At 70.8% G+C, this 20,020-nt stretch carries 17 protein-coding genes; 5 read left to right on the top strand and 12 right to left on the bottom strand.

The features are described from left to right. The first annotated feature begins 12 nt into the window (after positions 1-12). Positions 13-411 carry a hypothetical protein gene (locus DX03_RS19500; protein WP_038691386.1) on the top strand — a complete coding sequence of 133 codons (399 nt, stop codon included), beginning with the start codon at positions 13-15 and terminating at the stop codon, positions 409-411. Here DX03_RS19500 and DX03_RS19495 read toward each other — a convergent pair. Then, the gene (locus tag DX03_RS19495) at positions 348-1,493 is read right to left on the bottom strand and encodes a serine hydrolase domain-containing protein (protein ID WP_038691384.1); all 1,146 of its coding nucleotides are present in this window, start codon (positions 1,491-1,493) and stop codon (positions 348-350) included. The genes DX03_RS19500 and DX03_RS19495 overlap by 64 nt on opposite strands. A gap of 202 nt (positions 1,494-1,695) precedes the next feature. On the opposite strand from DX03_RS19495, the gene DX03_RS19490 reads away from it, so the two are divergent. Then, on the top strand, positions 1,696-2,082 hold the full coding sequence (locus tag DX03_RS19490; protein WP_038691382.1) for a BlaI/MecI/CopY family transcriptional regulator: 387 nt from the start codon (positions 1,696-1,698) through the stop codon (positions 2,080-2,082). A gap of 3 nt (positions 2,083-2,085) precedes the next feature. Next, positions 2,086-3,879, top strand: coding sequence for a M56 family metallopeptidase (locus DX03_RS19485; RefSeq protein WP_038691380.1), 1,794 nt, complete (start codon positions 2,086-2,088; stop codon positions 3,877-3,879). A 62-nt stretch (positions 3,880-3,941) separates the two neighbouring features. Here DX03_RS19485 and DX03_RS19480 read toward each other — a convergent pair whose 3' ends face one another. The 3 genes from DX03_RS19480 to DX03_RS19470 form a co-directional block, all read right to left on the bottom strand. Further along, positions 3,942-4,262, bottom strand: a complete 321-nt coding sequence (locus tag DX03_RS19480) for an I78 family peptidase inhibitor (protein ID WP_038691378.1) — start codon at positions 4,260-4,262, stop codon at positions 3,942-3,944. Between the two features lie 79 nt (positions 4,263-4,341). After that, positions 4,342-5,457 carry a ribonuclease H-like domain-containing protein gene (locus DX03_RS19475; RefSeq protein WP_038691376.1) on the bottom strand — a complete coding sequence of 372 codons (1,116 nt, stop codon included), beginning with the start codon at positions 5,455-5,457 and terminating at the stop codon, positions 4,342-4,344. Continuing rightward, complete coding sequence (locus DX03_RS19470) at positions 5,454-7,934, bottom strand: DEAD/DEAH box helicase (protein WP_038691374.1); 2,481 nt, start codon at positions 7,932-7,934, stop codon at positions 5,454-5,456. The genes DX03_RS19475 and DX03_RS19470 overlap by 4 nt, the downstream gene beginning before the upstream one ends. Positions 7,935-8,138: 204 nt before the next feature. Here DX03_RS19470 and DX03_RS19465 point away from each other — a divergent pair, with 204 nt between their 5' ends. Further along, positions 8,139-8,576, top strand: a complete 438-nt coding sequence (locus tag DX03_RS19465) for a hypothetical protein (protein ID WP_051598942.1) — start codon at positions 8,139-8,141, stop codon at positions 8,574-8,576. Between the two features lie 38 nt (positions 8,577-8,614). Beyond that, entirely contained in the window at positions 8,615-9,292 is a 678-nt protein-coding gene (locus tag DX03_RS19460) for a hypothetical protein (protein ID WP_038691370.1), read from the top strand. A 60-nt stretch (positions 9,293-9,352) separates the two neighbouring features. Here the strand turns inward: DX03_RS19460 and DX03_RS19455 are convergent, their stop codons facing one another. The 8 genes from DX03_RS19455 to DX03_RS19420 all read right to left on the bottom strand — a co-directional run bounded on the left by DX03_RS19455 (position 9,353) and on the right by DX03_RS19420 (position 20,016). Next, on the bottom strand, positions 9,353-11,554 hold the full coding sequence (locus tag DX03_RS19455) for an IgaA/UmoB family intracellular growth attenuator (protein ID WP_038691368.1): 2,202 nt from the start codon (positions 11,552-11,554) through the stop codon (positions 9,353-9,355). 240 nt (positions 11,555-11,794) lie between these two features. Continuing rightward, a complete protein-coding gene (locus tag DX03_RS19450) occupies positions 11,795-12,073 on the bottom strand; it encodes a hypothetical protein (protein ID WP_185753405.1) in 279 nt (92 codons plus the stop codon). 168 nt (positions 12,074-12,241) lie between these two features. After that, positions 12,242-14,068, bottom strand: coding sequence for a hypothetical protein (locus tag DX03_RS19445; RefSeq protein WP_038691364.1), 1,827 nt, complete (start codon positions 14,066-14,068; stop codon positions 12,242-12,244). Continuing rightward, positions 14,065-16,242 carry a hypothetical protein gene (locus DX03_RS19440; protein ID WP_102100707.1) on the bottom strand — a complete coding sequence of 726 codons (2,178 nt, stop codon included), beginning with the start codon at positions 16,240-16,242 and terminating at the stop codon, positions 14,065-14,067. The genes DX03_RS19445 and DX03_RS19440 overlap by 4 nt, the downstream gene beginning before the upstream one ends. Continuing rightward, the gene (locus DX03_RS19435; RefSeq protein ID WP_038692693.1) at positions 16,242-17,363 is read right to left on the bottom strand and encodes a BatA domain-containing protein; all 1,122 of its coding nucleotides are present in this window, start codon (positions 17,361-17,363) and stop codon (positions 16,242-16,244) included. Before DX03_RS19435 ends, DX03_RS19440 begins: the two co-directional genes overlap by 1 nt. A 2-nt stretch (positions 17,364-17,365) precedes the next feature. Beyond that, positions 17,366-18,262 carry a DUF58 domain-containing protein gene (locus tag DX03_RS19430; RefSeq protein ID WP_038691361.1) on the bottom strand — a complete coding sequence of 299 codons (897 nt, stop codon included), beginning with the start codon at positions 18,260-18,262 and terminating at the stop codon, positions 17,366-17,368. A gap of 7 nt (positions 18,263-18,269) precedes the next feature. Beyond that, positions 18,270-19,253: an AAA family ATPase gene (locus DX03_RS19425; protein WP_038691359.1), complete on the bottom strand. Its 984-nt coding sequence runs from the start codon at positions 19,251-19,253 to the stop codon at positions 18,270-18,272. Positions 19,254-19,314: 61 nt separating this feature from the next. Next, positions 19,315-20,016 carry a DUF4159 domain-containing protein gene (locus tag DX03_RS19420; protein ID WP_038691357.1) on the bottom strand — a complete coding sequence of 234 codons (702 nt, stop codon included), beginning with the start codon at positions 20,014-20,016 and terminating at the stop codon, positions 19,315-19,317. Between the last annotated feature and the right edge of the window lie 4 nt (positions 20,017-20,020).

Here is a 20,020-nt window from a genome sequence, read left to right as displayed (position 1 = left end):
AGGAGTGCAACGATGGGTGTCGCCGCCGCAACCGGATTGGGACTGCTGCTGGCGGGCGTGGCCGCCGCGCCGCTGACGTCGATAACCACCGAGGACGGTGTGACGGCCACGCACTACGTCTCCCGCCACCAGCTGCACTGCGGTGACAGTCGCTTTGACATCACCGTGGAGGCGGGGCAGGCCGTGCCGGTGACGGCGTTCACGGTCAACGACGTGGCGCTGCCGCCGGAGCAGGTACGGCAGATCAATGATCAGATCGGTGCGCGCTCGGGGTTTCTGGGCCTGCGCAGTTCCTGCACGCGGCAGCGCCAGGCGCTGACGCTCCAGTTCACCTCGCCGACGCGGACCTACGGGGTTGCCGTGCGCTTCGTCGATGGCCGGCTGGCATCGGTGGTGGGCACAGCGCCGTAGAACGCGGCGATCGGGGCGATGAAGTCCTGCGGGTTGGCACCGACCAGGTTGGTCAACACGACCACCGCCAGCCGGCGTTCGGGATAGACGATGAACGCCGCGCGTGCGCCGCCCATGCCGCCGACCTGCAGGTCCGGGGCCGTGCCCATGATGGGCCAGCCGGCCGACCAGGCGCCGGGCTCACCGTTGTTCAGGCGTTCCGGTGTCCACATGCGGCGCACGCCGTCCGGCCTGAGCAATTGCCCCTGCGACAGCGCGATGATCCAGCGGCCCACCTCGTCGGCGGTGGTGAGCATGCCCGCACCGGCCCACAGACCCGGTGACAGGTCGTAGAACCAGTGCGACAGCCGTTGCGGTGCATCGGCGGCGTCGGTCTTGCGGGGGAACCAGCTGTAGATGGTGGCCGCGTCGGCGACCAGGTCGTAACTGTCGCCGAAGGTGGTGCGTGGCATGCCCACCACGTCGAACTGATGCCTGGCCATGTACTGCGGATACGGCATGCCGGCCTGCCTGGCGATGATCCGCGCCAGCAGCACGTAGTTGGTCTGGTTGTACCGGAAGCGCTCCCCCGGCGCTGCTTCCACCGGCAGGGCGGTCACCTGCGTCCACGCCTGCTCTTCGGTGCCGCCGCCCAGCAGGCCCTGCGCATCGAGGATGTCCGGCAGACCGGAGGTATGGGCGAGCAGCTGGCGCACCTGCACCTTGCCCCACGCCGGCGGCAGATCATCCAGGTAGCGCGACACCGGTGCCTGCAGATCCACACGCCCGGCCTGGGCCAGCTGCGCCATCGCGACCCCGGTAAAGGACTTGGTGGCCGAGTTGAGCGGGAAACGCGTGTCGCGCGTGGCGGCCACGCCGTTCTCGACATTGGCCAGTCCATAGGCCTCGGACAGCACCAGCTGGCCGTCCTTGACCACCGCGACCTGAAGGCCCGGAATGCGCCTGGCCTGCATCGTGTCCTGCACGAACCGGCGGGCCTGCGCGTTGGCGGGATCCCAGGCGGCGGAGGGAGCGGCGAAACACGCCAAGGGCACTGCGAGCGCGGCCAACAGGACGGGGGTGCGGAGGGCACTGAAACGCATGCAGCTTTCCTTGGGCGGGTGCACCGGTCGCCGCGCGCCGGTGGAGCGGCGGACAGTCCGGGCTCGCGGGCTTGGATGCGGCGGCGGGCGAAAAGGTTTAACCGGCGCGCAGGCGACCGTTCGTCGGCGCGCGCCGTCCGGCACTTGACGACAGTTGTAGTCACTGGCACGGTGACGACACGTGTAGTCATCGGAGTGTGTCATGCGCGGCAAAACCATCGGGGACCAGGAACTGGCCCTGTTGCAGTACGTAGCAGAACAGGGCGGCGCCACCGTCGGTGAAGTGGCGGCGGGGTTTGGCGAGGAGCGCGGGCTGGCCCGTTCGACCGTGCTGACCATGATGGAGCGCCTGCGCGGCAAGGCCTACCTGCAGCGCAAGCAGGTGCAGGGCGTGTACCGCTATGCCGCCACCAGCGGCCAGGACAGCGTGGTGCAGGGCGCCGTGGCCAGCTTCGTGGAAAAGACCCTGCAGGGCTCGGTGTCGCCGTTCGTGGCCTTCATGTCGCACAAGGCCGAGGTCAGCGACCAGGAACTGGCCGAGCTGGAAGCGCTGGTCGCGCAGTTGCAGTCACGCAAGCGGGAGGGCTGAGCCATGGAGACGCTGATGATGGAACTGCTGGTGCGGCTGGGCTGGACCAGCGTGCAGAGCGCGGTGCTGGTGGGCCTGGTGTGGGGCGTGTGCCGGCTGCTGCCGGGCCTGCCGCCGTCCACGCGGGTGCGTTTGTGGTGGCTGGTGGCCCTGCAGGCGGTACTGGGCCTGGTCTGGAGCAGTCCGCTGGAGCTGGCGGTGTTGCCCGCGCCCGTGGCGCAGACCACGCAGGTGATCGCACTGCCTGCCATGGACACCGCCGTTGCGGTGGCACCTTTGGCCGCCGACACGGTTTCGATGGCGGCGCCGGCCTCGGTGCTGTGGTCGTGGCCTGCCGTGCTGCTGGCGATGTGGGCGGCGGGTGTGCTGGTGATGCTGCTGCACAGCCTGCGTGGCTATCGCCACAGCCGCGCGCTGGTACGCGATGCAGTGGAGTGCACCGATGCCTCGCTGCAGGACGCATTGCAGCTGGCGGCCGAAGCACACGGTCTGCGCCGCGCGCCCGCCTTGAAGATCTCCGCGCAGATCCGCTCGCCGCAGCTGATCGGACCATGGCGTGCCGTGCTGCTGCTGCCAGCGCGGGAACTGCCGGCGATGGCCGCCGATGACCTGGACATGGCACTGACCCACGAGCTGGTGCACCTGCAGCGCCGCGACCTGTGGTGGGGCTTGCTGCCTGCGTTGGCGCAGCACCTGTTCTTCTTCCATCCGCTGGTGCATCTGGCGGCCCGCGAATATGCGCTGGCCCGCGAAGAAGCCTGCGATGGTGCGGTGGTGGCCGGGCATGGTCACTGCCGGCACGACTACGGCCGGTTGCTGGTGCAGCTGGGCGTGGCCCCGCGCCCGGCGGTGGGTGTGGCCAGTGCGTCGCCGAACTTCCGCAGCCTCAAGCGTCGCCTGCTGAGCCTGCAGCAGACCCGTCGTTTCCCGCGCATGGCGGCCATGGCGATCACCGCGGTGTTCGTGCTGGTGGGTGTCGCGCCGCTGCGGCTGGTGGCGGCGGTTGCACCCCCCGCGCCGCCGCCGCCACCGGCTGCACCGCACGCCCCGGCCACGCCGCCGCCCGCGCCCTCCGCGCCGGTCCCGGCCCCGGAACCGATGGCGGTCCCTGCGCCGCCGGCACCGCCGATGGCACCGCAGGCACCCCGTGCGCCGGCCTCACCGCAGGCGCTGGACGATGGCATGCCGCTGGTCACCCACGGCCAGCTCACGCTGTCCCGGCAACCGGCGCAGGCCTTCGTACTGATGGGGGATGGCGACAACTTCGTGAATGCCTCGGTGGCCGACCTCAAGCAGGCGCGGCGCGATGCCCGCGATGGCGAACCGGTGCTGTGGGTACGGCGCGGGCAGGCCCGCTACCTGATCCGCGATCCGGCCGTGCTGCGGCAGCTGGGACGCAGCCAGAGCGAAGTGGCCGCACTGGGCGACGCGCAGGCGGACCTGGGCGATCGCCAATCGGAGATCGGCGAGCAGATGGCCAGGGTGAGCATGCAGGTCACCGCCGACGTCATGGCGCATCTGGATGTGGACGCGGTGACCCACGCGGCCGCGCAGCACGCCACCCTGGACGCGGCCGCCGAGGCCAACCAGGCGGCACGTCAGGCGCGCAAGGCCTCTGCCAAGGCCGTGGATGCGCAGCAGCTGGCCCGGGTGGCCCGCGAACAGGCCGAACTTGGCCGCGAGCAGGCGCGCCTGGCGCAGCAGCAGAGCCTGGCCTCGGCCCGCGCCGCACGTGACGTGCGCGCGGCGATCGACCAGGCACTGTCCAGCGGCAAGGCCGAGCGCCTGCGCGACTGACCGTACGGCAACGGCGGCCTGCGCAGCGCTACGCAGGCCGCCGCCTTCATCGGCTCACGCGATCAACCGCAGTTGGCGCGGACGATCTTGTTCTGTTCGTCCACTTCGATGCTGACGCGGTCTTCGCGGTAATCCATGGTCATGGCCATGCCCGGCTTGAGCACGCGTGCATGGCGGGCGCCGCTGTCCTTGACTGCTTTGGCGAGCACCGCCTCGCTGGCGGTCTGGCCCACCAGGCCATTCAACTTCTCCGCATCGCAGCGGGCGGCACTGTCGGCACCGGCGGCCATGGGTTCGGACGTGGGGGCGCTGGTTTTCGGCGGCTGGCTGCAGGCGGCCAGTGGCAACGCACAACCTAGGGTCAACAACAGGGCAAGGCGCATGCGGTACTTCTCCCGGGGTCAGTAGCGGGCAGTGTGGTGGGTGCGTGCTTCACATCGCGTCAAAAGCCCACCGCCGCGTTCATTCGCCCTGCAGTGCCAGCGTTTCCCGCGCGCGCTGTTCCTCGGCCACCAGCCGCAGCATCAACAGCGACAGCGTCACCACGTCCTGGTGGTTGTGCTCGGCCACGCGGCGCAGGTTCACCGCGCTGCCGCCGCGCAGGTAGTTCAGCCATGCCGCCGGCGCTTCCGAACCGGGCAGGTCGTCTTCGCGGACGATCTGCAGCAGCTGCCGTTCGATGGTGGCCAGCCGGCAGTTCTCCCAGGTGCCGCGGTAGCGGCGGCGGGTCGGGAACAGCAGGTCCACGTGGTCCAGCGGGGTGATCGGGCAGCGCTGGCGGGCCAGCCGGTAGCGGGTCTTGAGCAGCGGGGCGTCGTAGCAGCGGCCGTTGTAGCTGGAGAACACGGTGGTGGGCTGCAGCCAGCCGGCGAACTCGCGCAGCATTGCGGTTTCGGCGGCCATGGTGGTCATCAACAACTGGCGGATGCGCAGGCCGTCGCCCTGTTCGGGATGGGCATGCCAGTCGGCCGCGCCGATCATGAAAGCGCGGGTGCCGGTACCGCCGGCCAGGCCGGTGGTTTCGGTATCGAAGAACATCAGGTCCTGCGGCTGCACCTGGTCGCCCTCGCGCTTGGCGAAGGCCAGCGACAGCGGTTGGGTGGGAATGGGCTGGGGCAGGAACGATTCGATCAGGAACAGCCCGGGCGCGATCTCCTCGCCGGGCACATGGCGGTCCTGCGCGTTGGCGCGCGGCGCGGGCGCTGCGGCGCTGCCCCGACCACGCAGGCCCAGCAGCCGGTGCAGGCTGCCCACGTCGGGCGTGCGCAGCGCCGGTGCGGGCGCTGCGGGTGTGCTGCTGGCCGCACCAGTGGGCTTGTGGCGGATTTCCTGTTCGACCCAGGCAAACACCGAGGCCGGCGCGGGGGACCGTGCGCGCGCATCGTTGGCGGCGGCGGGGAGCGCGGCGGCGTGTGCCGACCGACGGTCGGTGCCGACCGTTTCGTTGGGGGGGGCCACGCCCGTGTCAGCGGCGTGCGGGGCACCCTCGGTCGCCTTCGTCCGCTCCCCCGCAGGCGCGGGGGTAGCGTCACCGGCCTGCCGGCGCAGCAGGCGCAGCTTGTCCAGGCTCAGGCTCACTGCGGCACCACCTCGGCATGCACGCGGTCCTGCGCGTCGGCGCCGGGCAACGCCGGGGCATCGAACAGGTCCAGCACCTTCAACGCCAGCGCCCGGGGCGTGGTGGCATCGTCTTCCTGCCCGGCCAGCACCGGACCCACGCAGGCCGGGCAGCCGGCCTTGCAGTCGCAGCGCTGCACCAGCTCGCGCGCGCGCTGCAGCAGTTCGTCCTGGCGCAGCCACAACGGCTCGCTCAGGCCCACGCCACCGGGGAAGTTGTCGTACAGGTACACGGTGGGCACGAACTGCTGCTGCAGTTCGATCGCGCTGGCATCGAACTCGGCCCCGCGCAGCTGGCCACGGCCGCTCTGGTCGGCCACCGCGAACCACGCGCCGTCGCCGTTGCCCACCGCCTTCTGCAGGTCGCGCGCGTCGGCCATCACCGCCACCGTGGCCACGATGTGCAGCGCATATGCCGCGCCCAGGAAACCATCCAGCGCTTCCTGCTTGCTCTCGAACGCGGTCAGCAGCAATGCCTGCGGCAGCTGCCACCACACCGCGGTGGTGTGCAGTTCCTGGTCGGGCAGGTTGACCGGGCCGTAGCCGATGTTTTCGTGGGTGTAGTAGCGGATCTTCTTGTAACCGGCCACGCGCCGCACCACGTGCACCTCGCCGTGGTGGGCATCGCCCTGCCCGGCAAGGCAGCCGTCGAAGCGGTCCAGCACCTTGAGCTTGGTGAAGTCGATGCTGTCGGTGTAGTAGTCCACGTGGGTGCGGGTGACGTAGGCCTTGCGGCCGTCCCAATCCAGCCGCTCCACCTGGTATGGCGTGGATTGCACCATGTGGATCGCGCCCTCATACAGGGTGAGCGCGGCCGCCGAATAATCCACCTCGGCGATGATCTGCTGCTTGCCGTCGCTGCGGTCGACCACCACGAAGTTGCCGTCGGCCACTGAACGCAGGCTCACCGCGTTGGCCGGGTAGCTGTCGGCGATCCACTCCCAGCGGTCGCCTTCGCGGTGGATCACCTCGGTTTCGGCCAGCGCTTCCAGGAACACCAGCGGGTCGATCGGCCCGAACGGGTCGCCGGCCAGGAACGGCAGCTCGAAGGCGGCGCAGCGGATGTGGTCGAACAGGATCAGCGGCTGGTCCGGGGCGATGCGCGCGTGCTCGGGCGATGCGTCGGCGAAGAAGTCGGGGTGGCGCACCACGTACTGGTCCAGCGGCTGCGAACTGGCCACCATCACCCCCAGCGCGGGCTGCTGGCGGCGCCCGGCGCGACCGAAGCGCTGCCAGGTGGCCGCCACGCTGCCGGGGTAGCCGTTGAGCACCACCACGTCCAGGCTGCCGATATCCACGCCCAGCTCCAGCGCCGAGGTGCTGACGATGCCGTCGATCAGCCCGGCCCGCATGGCACGTTCGGTCTCGCGGCGCTCGGTGGGCAGGTATCCGCCGCGGTAGGCGCGGATGCGCGCGGGCTTGCGCGGGTCGTGGTCGAAAATGTCCTTGAGGTACTTGGTGAGCACTTCAACCATCAAGCGGCTCTGCGCGAAGATCAGCGTCTTCAGCCCGGACTTGATCGCGATGCGGGCGATGCGGTTGCTCTGCGAACGCGCCGAGGCGCGCAGGCCCAGGTCGGCGTTGACCACCGGCGGGTTCCACAGCAGGACATGCTTCGGCCCGCTGGGCGCGCCGGATTCGGTGATGGCGGTGACCGGGGCTTCGATCAGCGCCTGCGCATGCGCCTGCGGGTTGCCGATGGTGGCCGAGCACAGGATGAACTGCGGCTCCACCCCGTAGAACGCGCAGATGCGCTTGAGCCGGCGCAGCACGTTGGTGACATGGCTGCCGAACACGCCGCGGTAGGTGTGCACTTCATCGATGACCACATAGCGCAGGTTCTCGAAGAACTGCGCCCACTTGGTGTGGTGCGGCAGGATCGCCTGGTGCAGCATGTCCGGGTTGGAGACCACGATGTCGCCGTGCAGGCGGATCGCCTGGCGTGCATCGCCGGGCGTATCGCCGTCGAAGGTGAAGGCTTTCACGCCCAGGTCGCCGGCGCGGTTGAGTTCCAGCAGCTCGGCCACCTGGTCCTGGGCCAGCGCCTTGGTCGGGAACAGGTACAGCGCCTTGGCCTTGCCCTGCATGGCCGCACTCACCACCGGCAGGGTGTAGCACAGCGACTTGCCGCTGGCGGTGGGGGTGACGATGGCCACGTGCTCGCCGCGCTGGGTGGCATCCCAGGCCTCGGCCTGGTGGCTGTACAGCTGCTCGATGCCGCGCGCCTTCAGGGCGGCGGTGAGCGCGGCCGGCACGTCGGCCGGGATCGGCGCGTAGCGCCCTTCGCGGCCGGGGATGGTGAAGCTGCCGGTGATGCGGTCGGCGTAGCGCTGCTGCAGGCGCGCGGTGAGCAGCGCGCCGTTGCGCGAGGGCAGCCCGTCGGTGGTGGACAGGCGGCGCTCGGCATCTTCGGTGCGCTTGGCGAGTTCGTAGGCCATGGGAACAACGGTCTGCAAAGGACGCCATGGAACCACAGCGGCGTCTCAATGTTTGAGACACACCGGAAGCGCGGGTGAATCATTCAGTGCGATGGCCGCCCAACGAAATCTGAAGGCGGCATCCGTATCCTTGGCGCCGTACGCAACGGACCAGGATGGGCAGCTGTGGCACGTGTGGGATATCAAGCAGCCGTATTGGCCGGCATGATGCTGGCCGCCCGGGCACAGGCCCAGCAGCCGCCGGCACCCGAGCCGGCCCGGGAACCGCCCGTGGCGCCGTCTGCCGCCGCGGGCGACGTCACCACGCTGGGCGAAGTACGCGCCATCAAGCCCGATGAAGACGTGCCGCTGGATCTGTACCGGTTCAAGAGCCCGGTGCAGGCCGAAAACAACCGCTTCAGTCGCTCCTGGCGCGAGCCCCCCACTCCGGAGCAGGTGAGCATGAGCGGCGGCTACGTGATGATGGGCATCTACTACGGTATCGCCAAGGCCGCGCAGGGTATCCATAAGATCACCGGCGCACCGGACCAGATCCAGTCGGCCATCGCCCGCCCACCGCCGCAGCTGACCGAACAACAGCAACTGCGCGCGCTGCAGTTCTGCGATCCGCAGCAGGGCTGCGTGGCACCGCCGCAGAAGTGACCGGCTATCCTGTCGCCCCGCCACGCCCGCTTACCGCCATGTCCCTGCGCTCTGTGTTCCTGCTTGCCGCACTGCTTCCCGTCACGGCCATGGCCAGTGGCAGCGCGGACGATGGCAGCTGCCGCAACGGCGCCTTTCCCTCGGAACAAAGCGGCTTCGCGCTGGCCAAGGTGGTCGGTGCATCGCGGCTGTACCTGTTGAGCGACACGGAGGGCTGCCCGGCGCGCGGTGAACCGGCGTGCCGCCAGCGCAGCTACGTGGTGCCCGGCGATACGCTGATCACCGGGCGCGACAACAGCGGGTACCGCTGTGCGTTCTTCCCCAACAAGGGGGGCGGCAGTGCGGGCTGGGTAGCCAGCACGCGGCTGCAGCCGCAGCCGCTGCCACCGCCGACGCTGCAGGCATGGGCCGGCGACTGGCGCGATGGCGATGACCAGCTGGTCATCGGCGTGCGGGGTGGCCAGTTGCACGTGGAGGGCGATGCCTACTGGCCGTCGGCCAATCCCACCCCGGAGGTGCGCCCGTACGGGCCGAACATGGGCCAGGTGGAGGCGCTGGCCGCGCCGACGGGGAACACGGTGGCGTTCCAGGACGCCACCTGCACGCTGCGCGCCCACCTCCTGGGCGACTACCTGATCGTGGCCGACAACAGCGAATGCGGTGGCATGAACGTGCGCTTCAACGGTGTGTACCGGCGTACCCGCCCGCAGCGGTAACACCGGACAGGGCCCGGCGCGAGGGTGGCCGGCCGGGCCAGTACACGACAACCACGTGCGTCAGGCTGCCAGCCCGGGTACCGGGCGGGTCTGCATGTCCGCGTCCAGCGCGCGGCGGCGCGCCCGGGCCCGGGCCACCCCACGCCACAGCAGCGCGGCTTGGCCCAGTGCCAGCGCACTGGCCAGCAACAGGGCCAGGGTGCTGGCAGCGGCGGCCACGATGCGGCGCTGGTCGGCATCGGTATTCACCTCCAGGCGCAGGCCGGCGGCATCTTCGTGGCGGCCCACCACCAGGCCGTCCACCGTGAACGGCACCGGCGTGGCCAAGGTGGTCATCGCCTGCTCCCAGCGATCCAGCACCGATTCGGCACGCACGTCGGCCGCATCGAGCCGCACCGCGTCGGCATCGCCCCGCAGGTCATGCGGGGTGGCCAGCACCACGCCGCCCTGCTGCAGCGACAGCAACTGCGGGGCAAGCGTCTGCAGCTGCCGCGCGATGGCGATACCGGCATGGCCACGGGTAATGTCCTGCAGCGCGCTCAACTGGTGCGATGGCATCAGCATGCCGTCGTTGCCTTCCTCGACGGCACGGCGCAGTTCGCGGGCCAGGAGTGGCCAGCTGTCCAGGGCGAGTTCCTGGCCGTCCACGTCTGCCGTGGCGGCAAGCTCGTCCACGATCTCGCGCTTCAGCGCGTCGCAGTCCTCCAGGCCGGCGGCGCACGCCTGTTCGACGACTTCCACCAGGTTGCCCATGCCACTCACGATCTTGCCGCCGCTATGCTGCGCCGACAGTGCGGCCTGTGCGTAAGGATCGCTGCCGGCCTGCTGCAACATCAGCAGGCGCAGCATGGCCGACATGTTGTCTTCGCGGACGCTGACATAGTCGCCGCGATACAGCGACTGCAGCGCGGCGGGCATCTGCAGCCCGGGCAACCTCACCGGCGTGCCGCCCCAGCGCACGCGGCTGCAATCGGGCAGCACGATGGCCGCATCGATCTCCTGCAGGGGAGTGAGGGCGAGTTCGCACTGGCCTTCGCCGCGCAGTCTGACCCGGTCGCCACCGCGGGGCGGCCGCTGTGCCAGCGAAGCCGCGGTGGCATCGCTGCGGGTCTCTCCGCCACGCACGCCCTGCCACGCCAGCGCCATGTCGTCGGTGACGCCATGGCTGTTGAGCAGCGCGGCCAACAGTGCCACCAGCCCCACGGCCAGCAGCACCACATGATGGCCCCAGCGCGCCGCCGGGAAGCGACGTGCTTCGTCCACCTGCGACCACGCGCTGCCCATCGCCAGCACCTCGCCGCTGGTCGCCAGGATCTCCACCTCCACCGGCTGCCCGAGCGGCAACCGCCCGGAGTGCTGCCAGTGCGCCGGCATCTGCACCTGCAATGCATCGCCAAGGAAGTAGTGATAGGTGCGCAGGGCTGCATTGGTCGGATTGGGCAGCTCCACCAGCCGCAGCGGCCCGTGGACGCGGTTCACCGCCAGCGGCTTCGCCGGCGCGGCCGGGGCGGGGCGCCGCCACTGCCACCACACCGCTGCGCCGGCCATCGCCAGTGCCGCCAGCAGCAGCGGCACGCGCGCACCGCCGAGATCGGCATTGGCCACTACCAGCATCAGGACGAACGCAAGCACCCAGAGGCCGGCCATCTTCCACACCCGCGAGGTGGGCTGGCGCAGTGCCGCTTCCTCGGGCGTTTCCACGCGCCGTTCCCGTACCTCCACGGGCGTTTCTGCGATCTGTTGCACGGGCCTGCTGAGCGTGGCGTCGGCATCCGCAGGATCGCCCTGACCGGGCAGGGGCGGTGGCAGTTCGTCATCGCCGTGGGCACTTGCCTGCTGCAGGGTGCGGGCACGGCCGTCCACCACGGTGAAGCCGTTGAGCCGCACCACAATGGCCTGTTTGGCGCTCAGCACCACTTCCGCATCGTTGTCGTCGTCGTGCAGGAACGCCGGCGCGTCGTAGGGCAACAACACCTCCACGTTGCCCAGCGTGTCGTGCAGGGTCTGGGCGCCGTTGACCTCGAGGCCATGGCGGCTGAAGCGTCCACGCAGCGCCCGTACCTCCGGCGCCCAGCTCAGTCCGCCGGCCACGCGCAGCGGCTCCAGCGCCAGTGCTTCGTCGGGCGTCAAGGTGCGCAGCACGGGTGCCTCGCGCAGCTGCGCCAGCGCACCGTGATTGTCGCTGCGACGCGACTTGTAGGACAGGAAGCTGAAAAGGGCCACGCCCAGCAGCACCAGTTTCAGAATGATCCAGAACGTCATCGCGTTGCCCCCGCATGTGTGCGGTTGGGCCGGGACGGATCGGGCAGGAAACGCGTGCGATCGGCGCACGACATCATGTCGTTCATGGCTCCCTCCATTGGAGCGGCATTTGGCGGGCGCTAGTCTGCCGCGCGCGGCCGGATAGGGCAAATGGCATGCCTGCGTTTCTTGCGTGAGGCCGCTCGCGGTGCAGCGGCGACAGCACGCCGACCGCTACGAATACCGGGCGTTGTAAACGCGTCAGCGCGGCGGCGGTGGCGGTGGGCTGTACCCGGCATCGGGGGTGACGGTCACCGCCTGCAACGTCATCGGCTCGGCATCGGGCTGTTCAACTGACGCGATCGGCGCGGGCTGTGCAGCCGCTTCCAGCGCCTGGATGATGGCCTGCTGGCGTCGCTGGCCGTCGGCCACCTGCATCGCCATCATCTGCGCAGCGAATTCACGCTGACGCTGCTTGGCCACATGGTCGCGCAGCAGCAGCCCGCCCACCAGCAGCAGTGGCACGGAGAGGAGCAGCACTGAGGCGATCAGCTGCGTACGCTGGGAGGGGGTTTTCGATGGCTTTTCCATGTATGCGTGACCTGTCCTTGGTGTGCAGTGCGCAGGTAGTTTGCACGAGGCAGTCATGGCATGCAGAAACGGAGCGCACGTTGTGGCGGATGGTGGCTGTGCGGGCAGCGTGCCGGGTTACGGTGTGCCGCGCGGGCGCCAACGCTCCAACCACCACAGCAGGCCGGCCACCACGAGGAAGCCAAGCAGCCACGGCCAGCGCGGGCCGGGCACGGGAACGACCGCGGCGGTCGAAGCGGCGGTGGCAGTGCCCAGCCGCAGCGCGGTGGCATCGCGGGTCTGCTGGCGGTGCATGGCCTGCGCGCGCGCCGGGTCGAACACGTAGAACGCCCGGGTGCGTGTGCCCATCTGCACCTGGTGCCAGCCTGGCTGCTGCGGCCAGTAGCCGGCACAGCGGTCGCCCGCGGTATCCGGGTCGATGTGCAGCGCTACCGTGATGCCCTGCGGGCTGCGCACGGTGGTGCCGTCGGCCAGCGCGCACAGCGCGATGCGTTCGCCGGCCCAAGCCGTGGCACTGCCCAGGCGCACCGATGCAGGGGTCGCCAGCGGGCGCGCCAGCGTCGCCACCACGCTGCTCCACAGCTCGGCATGACGATCGTCGCGGCCGGCCAGCACCAGGCGGTAGCTGTCGGTGACGGGCAGCAGCGCGAGGCGACCACGGCCCACATCGCGCCAGCCGCCCAGCGCGGCACCGTTGGCATCGCGCAGCAGCGGCGTGGCATCCAGGGCGCGCTGGTTGAACTGCTCCAGCGCAGGCAACGGGGCGTTGTGCGAGGTGCTGTCCGCTTCGTCGATGGCGGCGGTGGGTGCGCTGGCCGCGCGCTGCGGGCCACGCCGCGCCTGCAGCAGCGCAGGATCCGGATCGGCGGCCAGGCGCAGCGGCAGGCTCTGGTTGCTGCCGCTTGTCGCCAGGCCCCAGTTGCGCAGTGTCTGCCGCGTGCCATCAGTGAGCGGGCCGCTGCTGCGCACCAGTACGCCGAGGCCATCGCGCAGTGCCTGCTGCACGACCGCGCGCTGGGGCGGGCCAAGCGCGGCCACGCTGCGCTCATCGAGGATCAGCACATCGGTGGCGGCCAGACGCGCGGCGGTCAGGGCCACGGGTGCGTCGCCGAGCACCACCCCGGCGCCCGCACTGGCCTGGGCGTGCAGCTCCAGGCCGGTATCGGATGCCCAGCGGCGCAGGTATTTCAGCTCCGGCGTGGGGGCGCCGGCCAGCACCCGCACCCGCACGCCGGGGGCGTCGTCGGTCTGCAATGGCACGGGCACGGTATCCACCACGTGCCTGTCGGCGTCGAGCAGGCGCAGGCTGAATTCGCTGCGGCCGCTGGCACGGGCAACGCCGTCCAGCGCGACGCTGCCATCGCGGCCGGGCGCGGCGCGGTCCACGACGATGCCGGCCGGATCAAGCAGTTCGGCGCGCGCACCGGTCACGCCCTGGGCCCGCGCCCGCACCGTGAACAGTGCGCCGGGAACGGTGATGGCCGGTGGTTCCAGAGCGACCCAGCCGCGGGGCGCGGCGGCAGGCTGCAGCGCGACCTGCCGGGGCAGCGCGATGTCGCGGTCACGCGCCACCAGCCCATCGCCCTGCAGTACCAGGGCCTGCGTGCCGGGGTGCTGGCGCAATGCCGTGGCCAGGTCGGGCGCGACGCGGGTGCCGCTGCGCGCCGCGGCTTCCGGCAGTGCAATCACGCTGGCGTCGCCGGCTGCGTTCGATGTGGCCGCCGCGTGGCCGGTCAGGAGGGTCAGGCGCTGGGCGGCGATGTGCACCGGCGGTGGCAGCAGGGTGAGGTACAGCAGTGCGGCCGCGCCGACCTGCAGCACCAGCAGCGCGACGATGCGCGCGGTACCGTGCGTGCGGTTGCGACGCTGCTGCAGCAGCGTGCGAACGCTGCCGATCAGCACGATGGCCAGCAGTGCCGACGCGATCCAGACGGCGTCATTCATCGCGTGGCCTCCAGGGCATCCAGATAGGTCTGGCCCATGCGATCGGGAGGCGTGCGCCGCGACACCTGCGGACTGGGCCGCGACAACGCCCGCCACAGGCGCGCGCGCAGCACCGCAAGGCACTCGCCGCAGTCCGGTGCAACCCGCAGCTCTTCGATGGCCGCGGCCAGGCTGAGCGGATCGGGCAGGCGGCTGTCGTTGCGCTGCAGCCACTGCGCGATGGCATCCAGGTCGGGCGTGCTGGCCGGGTCGGCAAGCTGTTGCCAGGCGCTCACGATCGCCGGCTCGGGGGCGGGCACCGCGGCGATGGGCAGGGTGCGGCTGCCGAGGTCGGTGCGGTCGCCGCTGAGCCGACGGCTTTCATCGATGGGCGGCAGTTCCGGACCCACCCGCGCCAGATAGATGCGCTCGGCCTGCTGCACCTGCTTGATGAAGGCCAAGGCCTTGTTGGCGTAGGGCAGCGCGGCTTCGGGCCGGCCCTGGCGCAGTTCGCCTTCGGACGACCACATCTGGTCCAGGGCGGCTTTCAGCGTGGCGCGGGTCTGCGGGTCGAGCAGGGTGGCGGCTTCGGCGTGGTCGTGGGTGTGGCCGTACTCGGACAGCACGTCGGTGGCGCTGCCGAACACCGGCGGTGCCTCCGGTGTGGCGCCTGCATGGTCATGGCCGTCATGGCCGGCCTGCGCGTGGTCGCTCTTTTCGGCCTGCGCATGCGCGTGCGCATCGGTGTCGTCGTGTGCATCGGCCGTGGGGGTGTCGCTGGTGGGCAGCGCGTCGCTGGTCGGCGGCGGCTTGGCGCCGCCTTCGCTCTCCTCGCCCAGGAACTGGCCATAGCGCAGGCGCAGGATGCGCTGGTCCACGCCGATGGCATCGGCGCGCTTGATGAATTCTTCGGCAGGCAGCTGGCGACGCAGTTTGATCAGCGCCTCGGCGTCGATGATGATCTGGCGCTGGCTGCGGAAGTAGGCGGGCAACGTCTTCTTGACCATGCCGTCCAGTTCCGCGCCCTGCACCTGCTCCACGCTGGGCAGGCGCAGGATCACGCTGGTGCTCTGCGCGGTCTGTGGCGTGGGCACACGGTTGTCGCGCACCTGCAGTTGGGCGATCACATCGTTGCCCGGCTCGGCACCCAGCGCGGCCAGGTCCAGCGTGCGCGCGAAGCGGCGCAGCGTGGGCGTGCCGCTGCCGGCCAGGGTGAGGGTGTGTTCGCGGAAGGTGATGTTCTCGCCACCGCCCTGGGCCAGGGTGATCTTCAGCTGGGCATCGGCGGCCACGCCGTGGTCGTCGCTGGCCTCGAACTGCAGCGCCCACTGCCGTTGCCCGGGCGTGCCCAGCACCAGCGTGCGGTCCGGGGCGAGCACGCGTACGCGCGGCGGCTGGTCGGGCAGCACATCCAGGCGGTACAGGCGTGGCCCTGCCAGCGCCGGTACGGTGACCACGCGGTACAGCGCGGGGCGGTCGGCGGTCCATGTGCCGGTCCAGGTGTCGCCCTCGCGACGCAGGGCGACACGGCGGCCATCGTGGAACTGCAGCACGGCCTCGCTGGGCTGCGCGCTGAAGCGCAGCGACCACTGCAGCGCGCTGCCCTGCGCGACCTTTGCATCCAGTGTGCTCTGCACCCGGGCCGGTTGCCCCGTGTAGGCCGGGGCGTTGATCGCCAGCCGGCTGGACTGCAGGCGGGGCGGTTGTGCGGGCGTGGCAAGCGGGGCGGTGGCCGACGATGGGCGCGCGGTGCCGCCGCTGGTACGCGGCCATCCCAGTGCCAGCGCGATCAGCACCAGCGCACCCAGCCAGGCCACCAGCAAGGCGCGGCGCGGCCACGCCGCGCGCAGGTCGGGCGTTCGCGCCTGCAACGCGGCGTGGACATGCGCGCGCTGCCGACGCTGCAGGGGGTTGAGCGCATCGTCGGGCGCGAACAGCAGGTCGGCGCTGTCCTGCAGTGCGGCGTGGCGGTCGAGCTGGCGTACCAGCCAGCGCCGGTCCAGCTGGCGGCTGCGCCAGGTGGCCAGTGCCGCGCCGGCCAGCAGCGCCACCAGCAGCACCACCGTGGCGATATCGAACCCGCCCAGGCGCAACGCCACGGCCGTGGCGCCCAACGCGAGCGGCAACGCCAGCAGCAGCGTCGACCACCACCGGCGTCGGCGTGCCTGCCGCCAGCGCTGCTGCAGGGCGGCGATCATGCCGTCCCCCCACGCCGGGGCGATGTGGCCAGCCAGCGTTCAAGCGCGAACAGCAGCACGGTCAATGCCAGCAGCCACGGTGCAAGGTCCAGCGGTTGCGGCGTGGGCGCTCGGGCACCCTGCAACGGCGCGTGCGCGCGCGCGTCCACCCACTGTGGCGCGGCGACCGGACGAACCAGCTGCAGCAGCCGTCGCGGGAACTCCGGGTCGCGCAGGCCCGGCGACGCCGCCGGTGACACTGCCGCGTGGAAGCGCAGCAGACGCCCGCTGCCGATGCGGTATTCGCTGAGCACCGCCGCGCCCTCCGCGTCGCGCAGCACCACGACCCCGGCCGCACCGGGCGGCGCCGGTGCGCTGCCCAGCACTGTGCCGCCGCCCGCCAGCCAGGCCTGCCAGGCCGGTGGCAGCGGGGCGTTGGACGGCCACACGCCGACCTCGTCGTTGCCGGGCACGGCCGCGTTGGCCGCTGCGATCGGCGCGGCGCTCCAGGCGCGTTGCACCGCATCGAACACGCGCTGCGCCTGTGCATCGGCATCCACGCCCAGGTGCAGGCGCGGCGCGCGTGCCGTCGGCTGCGCCGGGCTCGGCTTGGCCGCCGCCAGCGGTTGCCACTGCACGGTGCGCGACAGTCGCGGGCGCTCGGCGTCCGTGCCGGGCATTGGGTCGGGCACGTAAACGGTCAAGGGGGTGCCGGCAGGCAATTGCTGGTCCAGCTCGCGCAGCAGGCTGGCCAGCGGCTGCGCGCCGGTGGGGGCGGGCTGATCCAGCGGCGGGAAGCCCGGTGCCAGCCAGCGCCAGTCGGCGTTCGGCTGCCGTGCGTGCTGCGCGGCGACGTCCAGTCCGGGGGCCACCGCAACCACCGGATGCGTGTCGGCAGCGCTGCCCTGCAGTACCGGGCGCGCCAGCAGCAGCGCCAGGGCGGCCAGCAGCGCCAGGCGCACCAGCAGCAGCGGCCACTCGTCGAAACGAACGCGTTGGCGCGGCCGTACCTTGGCGCGCAGCCAGCGCAGGGCGGCAAACTCCAGCGGTGCGTACTGGTGGCGGCGCGCCAGGTGGATCAGCAACGGCACCAGCCACGCAGCCAGCGCCAGCAGGCCCAGCGGGAACAGCAGCGCCAGGCTCATGCGCCGCCGCCCGGGCCGAACAGCTGGCGCAGCGGTGCATCCAGCGGTTGGTCCAGGTAGCCCACCGCATACGCGATGCCGCTGGCGTGCAGGCGTGCCTGCAGGTCGCGCTGGGCCTGGGCGAAGCGGACCAGGTAATCGGCGCGGATGGCGCGCCCGTCACCCAGCAGTTCCTCGCCGGTTTCCGGATCGCGGAAGCGGTGGCCGTCGGTGAACGGGAAGTCGCGTTCGTCGGCGCCCAGCAGTTGCACCTGCAGCACCTCGCGGCGCGCGGCGGCCAAGCGTTCCAGCAGCACGGTGCCGGCCGCGTCGAACCCATCGCCGAGGGCCACCAGCAGGTCGCCGGGCTGCACGCGCTCCCATACCGGGCGCAGCTTGTCGGCGGGTGGCCAGCCGCCGTGGGTCTGCAGCTGACGCAGCAGCAGGTGCACGCGGTCGCGCTGGCGCGGGCCGCTGCCAGCGGGTATCAGTTGCACGCCGTGGCCGTTGACGGCGATCACCCCGAAGCGGTCGCCCTGCTGCAGGGCCAGTTCGACCAGGCAGGCGGCCGTGGCGCAGGCGTGGTCCAGGCGCGACCAGCCCGGGCGGGCGCGGTCGTGCTGGGCGGCCGATGCGCTGGCGTCCACCAGCACCCAGCTGGTGATCGGGCTTTCGCGTTCGGATTCGCGCACGAAGAAGCGGTCCGAGCGGGCGTACAGCTTCCAGTCGATCTGGCGCAGTTCGTCACCCGGCTCGTAGGCGCGGTACTGCGCGAACTCCAGCCCGGCACCGCGGCTGCGGCTGGCATGCTGGCCGATGCCGTGCGCACCCCGCGCACGCCGCGGCAACAGACGCAGCGCCTTCAGGCGGCTGCGCACGTCGGCGGGAATGGCGATGGGGGCGTGCAGCGTCACGGCGGGCTCAGGCGGGGAACGGCACGGCCTGCAGCAGCGCGGCGATCACATCGTCGGCACTCTTCTGCTCGGCCTCGGCGGCGAAGGACAACAGCAGGCGATGGCGCATCACCGGTGCCACCAGCGCCTGCACATCCTCACGGGTGGCGGCGAAGCGGCCCTGCAGCAGGGCGCGCGCCTTGGCGGCCAGCACCAGCGACTGCCCGGCACGCGGGCCGGCGCCCCACTTCACCCACTGGTTGATCGCCTCCGGCGCAGTGGTGCCCGGGCGGCTGGCGCGCACCAGCCGGGTGATCCAGGTGAGCACATCATCGCTGACATGCACCTGGCGCACGGCGGCCTGCAGGGCCAGCACGTCGTCGGCGTCCATCACCTTGGGCACGCTGCCGGTCGCGCTGCCGGTGGTCTGCAGCAGGATGTCGCGCTCTTCCTGCTCGGTGGGGTAATCCACGCGCACGTGCAGCAGGAAGCGGTCCAGCTGCGCTTCGGGCAACGGGTAGGTGCCGGCCTGCTCGATCGGGTTCTGCGTGGCCAGCACGAAGAACGGGGCAGGCAGGGTGTAGGTGGTACCGGCGTAGCTCACCGTGCGCTCCTGCATGGCTTCCAGCAACGCGGCCTGGGTCTTGGGCGGGGTGCGGTTGAGCTCGTCGGCCAGCAGCAGGTGGGTGAAGATCGGGCCCTGCTGGAAGCGGAAGTGGCGGTGGCCGGTGCCGTGGTCTTCCTCCAGCAGCTCGGTACCCAGAATGTCGCTGGGCATCAGGTCCGGGGTGAACTGCACCCGGCGGAACTGCAGTTCCAGCGCCTGGCCCAGCGAGCGCACCAGCAGGGTCTTGCCCAGCCCCGGCGCGCCTTCGAGCAGGCAATGGCCGCCGGCCAGCAGGCCGATCAGCAGCTGTTCCACCACCGCGTGCTGGCCAACCACGGCCTGGCCCAGCGCGGCGCGCAGGTGCTGCAGTTTGGGTAGAAGGGCATCAAGGCGGTCGGGGGTCATAAGGCACTCGCATCAATCGATGTAGAGCCACGCCATGCGTGGCTGAAGAATCAGGAAGAAACTAGTTGTTCAACGCGTACATCACGATGTTCACCGCGAAACGCGTGTTGTCTTCGGCCAGGAACCGCTTGTTGCGCCAGTCGTAGTCCCACTCGCAGCCGTAATCCTTGTTGCTGTAGAGCAGGCCCAGCCGGCCGTCCACCTCGATGCCCTTGAGGTAGTCATGCACCAGGTCATCGCCCCAGCCGTTGAGCTCGAAGCCGGTGGCGGGCGGCCCGTCGGGGAAACGGAAGAAGCTGCGGTACAGCGCGTGGCTGTTGGGCAGTTTGTTCAGCGCCTTGGGGCCGAACAGCTTGGCCATCTGCGCCTCGAACGACTTGGCAAACAGGCCGTCGATGTCGTGGTTGCAGTCATCCACGAACACGAAGCCTCCGTTGCGCACATAGCGCACGAAGTTCTGCCGCTCGGCGGCGTTGAACTCCACCAGCTTGTGCCCGGCCAGGTAGCAGAACGGGGCTTCCAGCATGCGTGGGTCGGACAGGGCGATGACATGCTCGGTCGGGTCCACGCGCAAAGAGGTGTAATCGATCAGCGAGGTGATCACGTTGGACGGCATGCGCGCATCCACGTCCCAGTCGCCGGAGTCGTACTTGAGGCGGGTGAACCAGAAGTCGTAACGACCGGCCTGGGCGCGCGCCAGTGAGGGCAACGCCGCGAATGCGGCGCTGCCCAGCAGCAGGCGCAGGAACTGCGCGCGGTTCATCCGT

Origin of the sequence: Stenotrophomonas rhizophila (assembly GCF_000661955.1) — a bacterium.
GTDB classification, from domain to species: Bacteria; Pseudomonadota; Gammaproteobacteria; order Xanthomonadales; family Xanthomonadaceae; genus Stenotrophomonas; species Stenotrophomonas rhizophila.
Note: the sequence above shows the minus strand (reverse complement) of the source record. Positions and strands in the feature narration are given on the sequence as shown.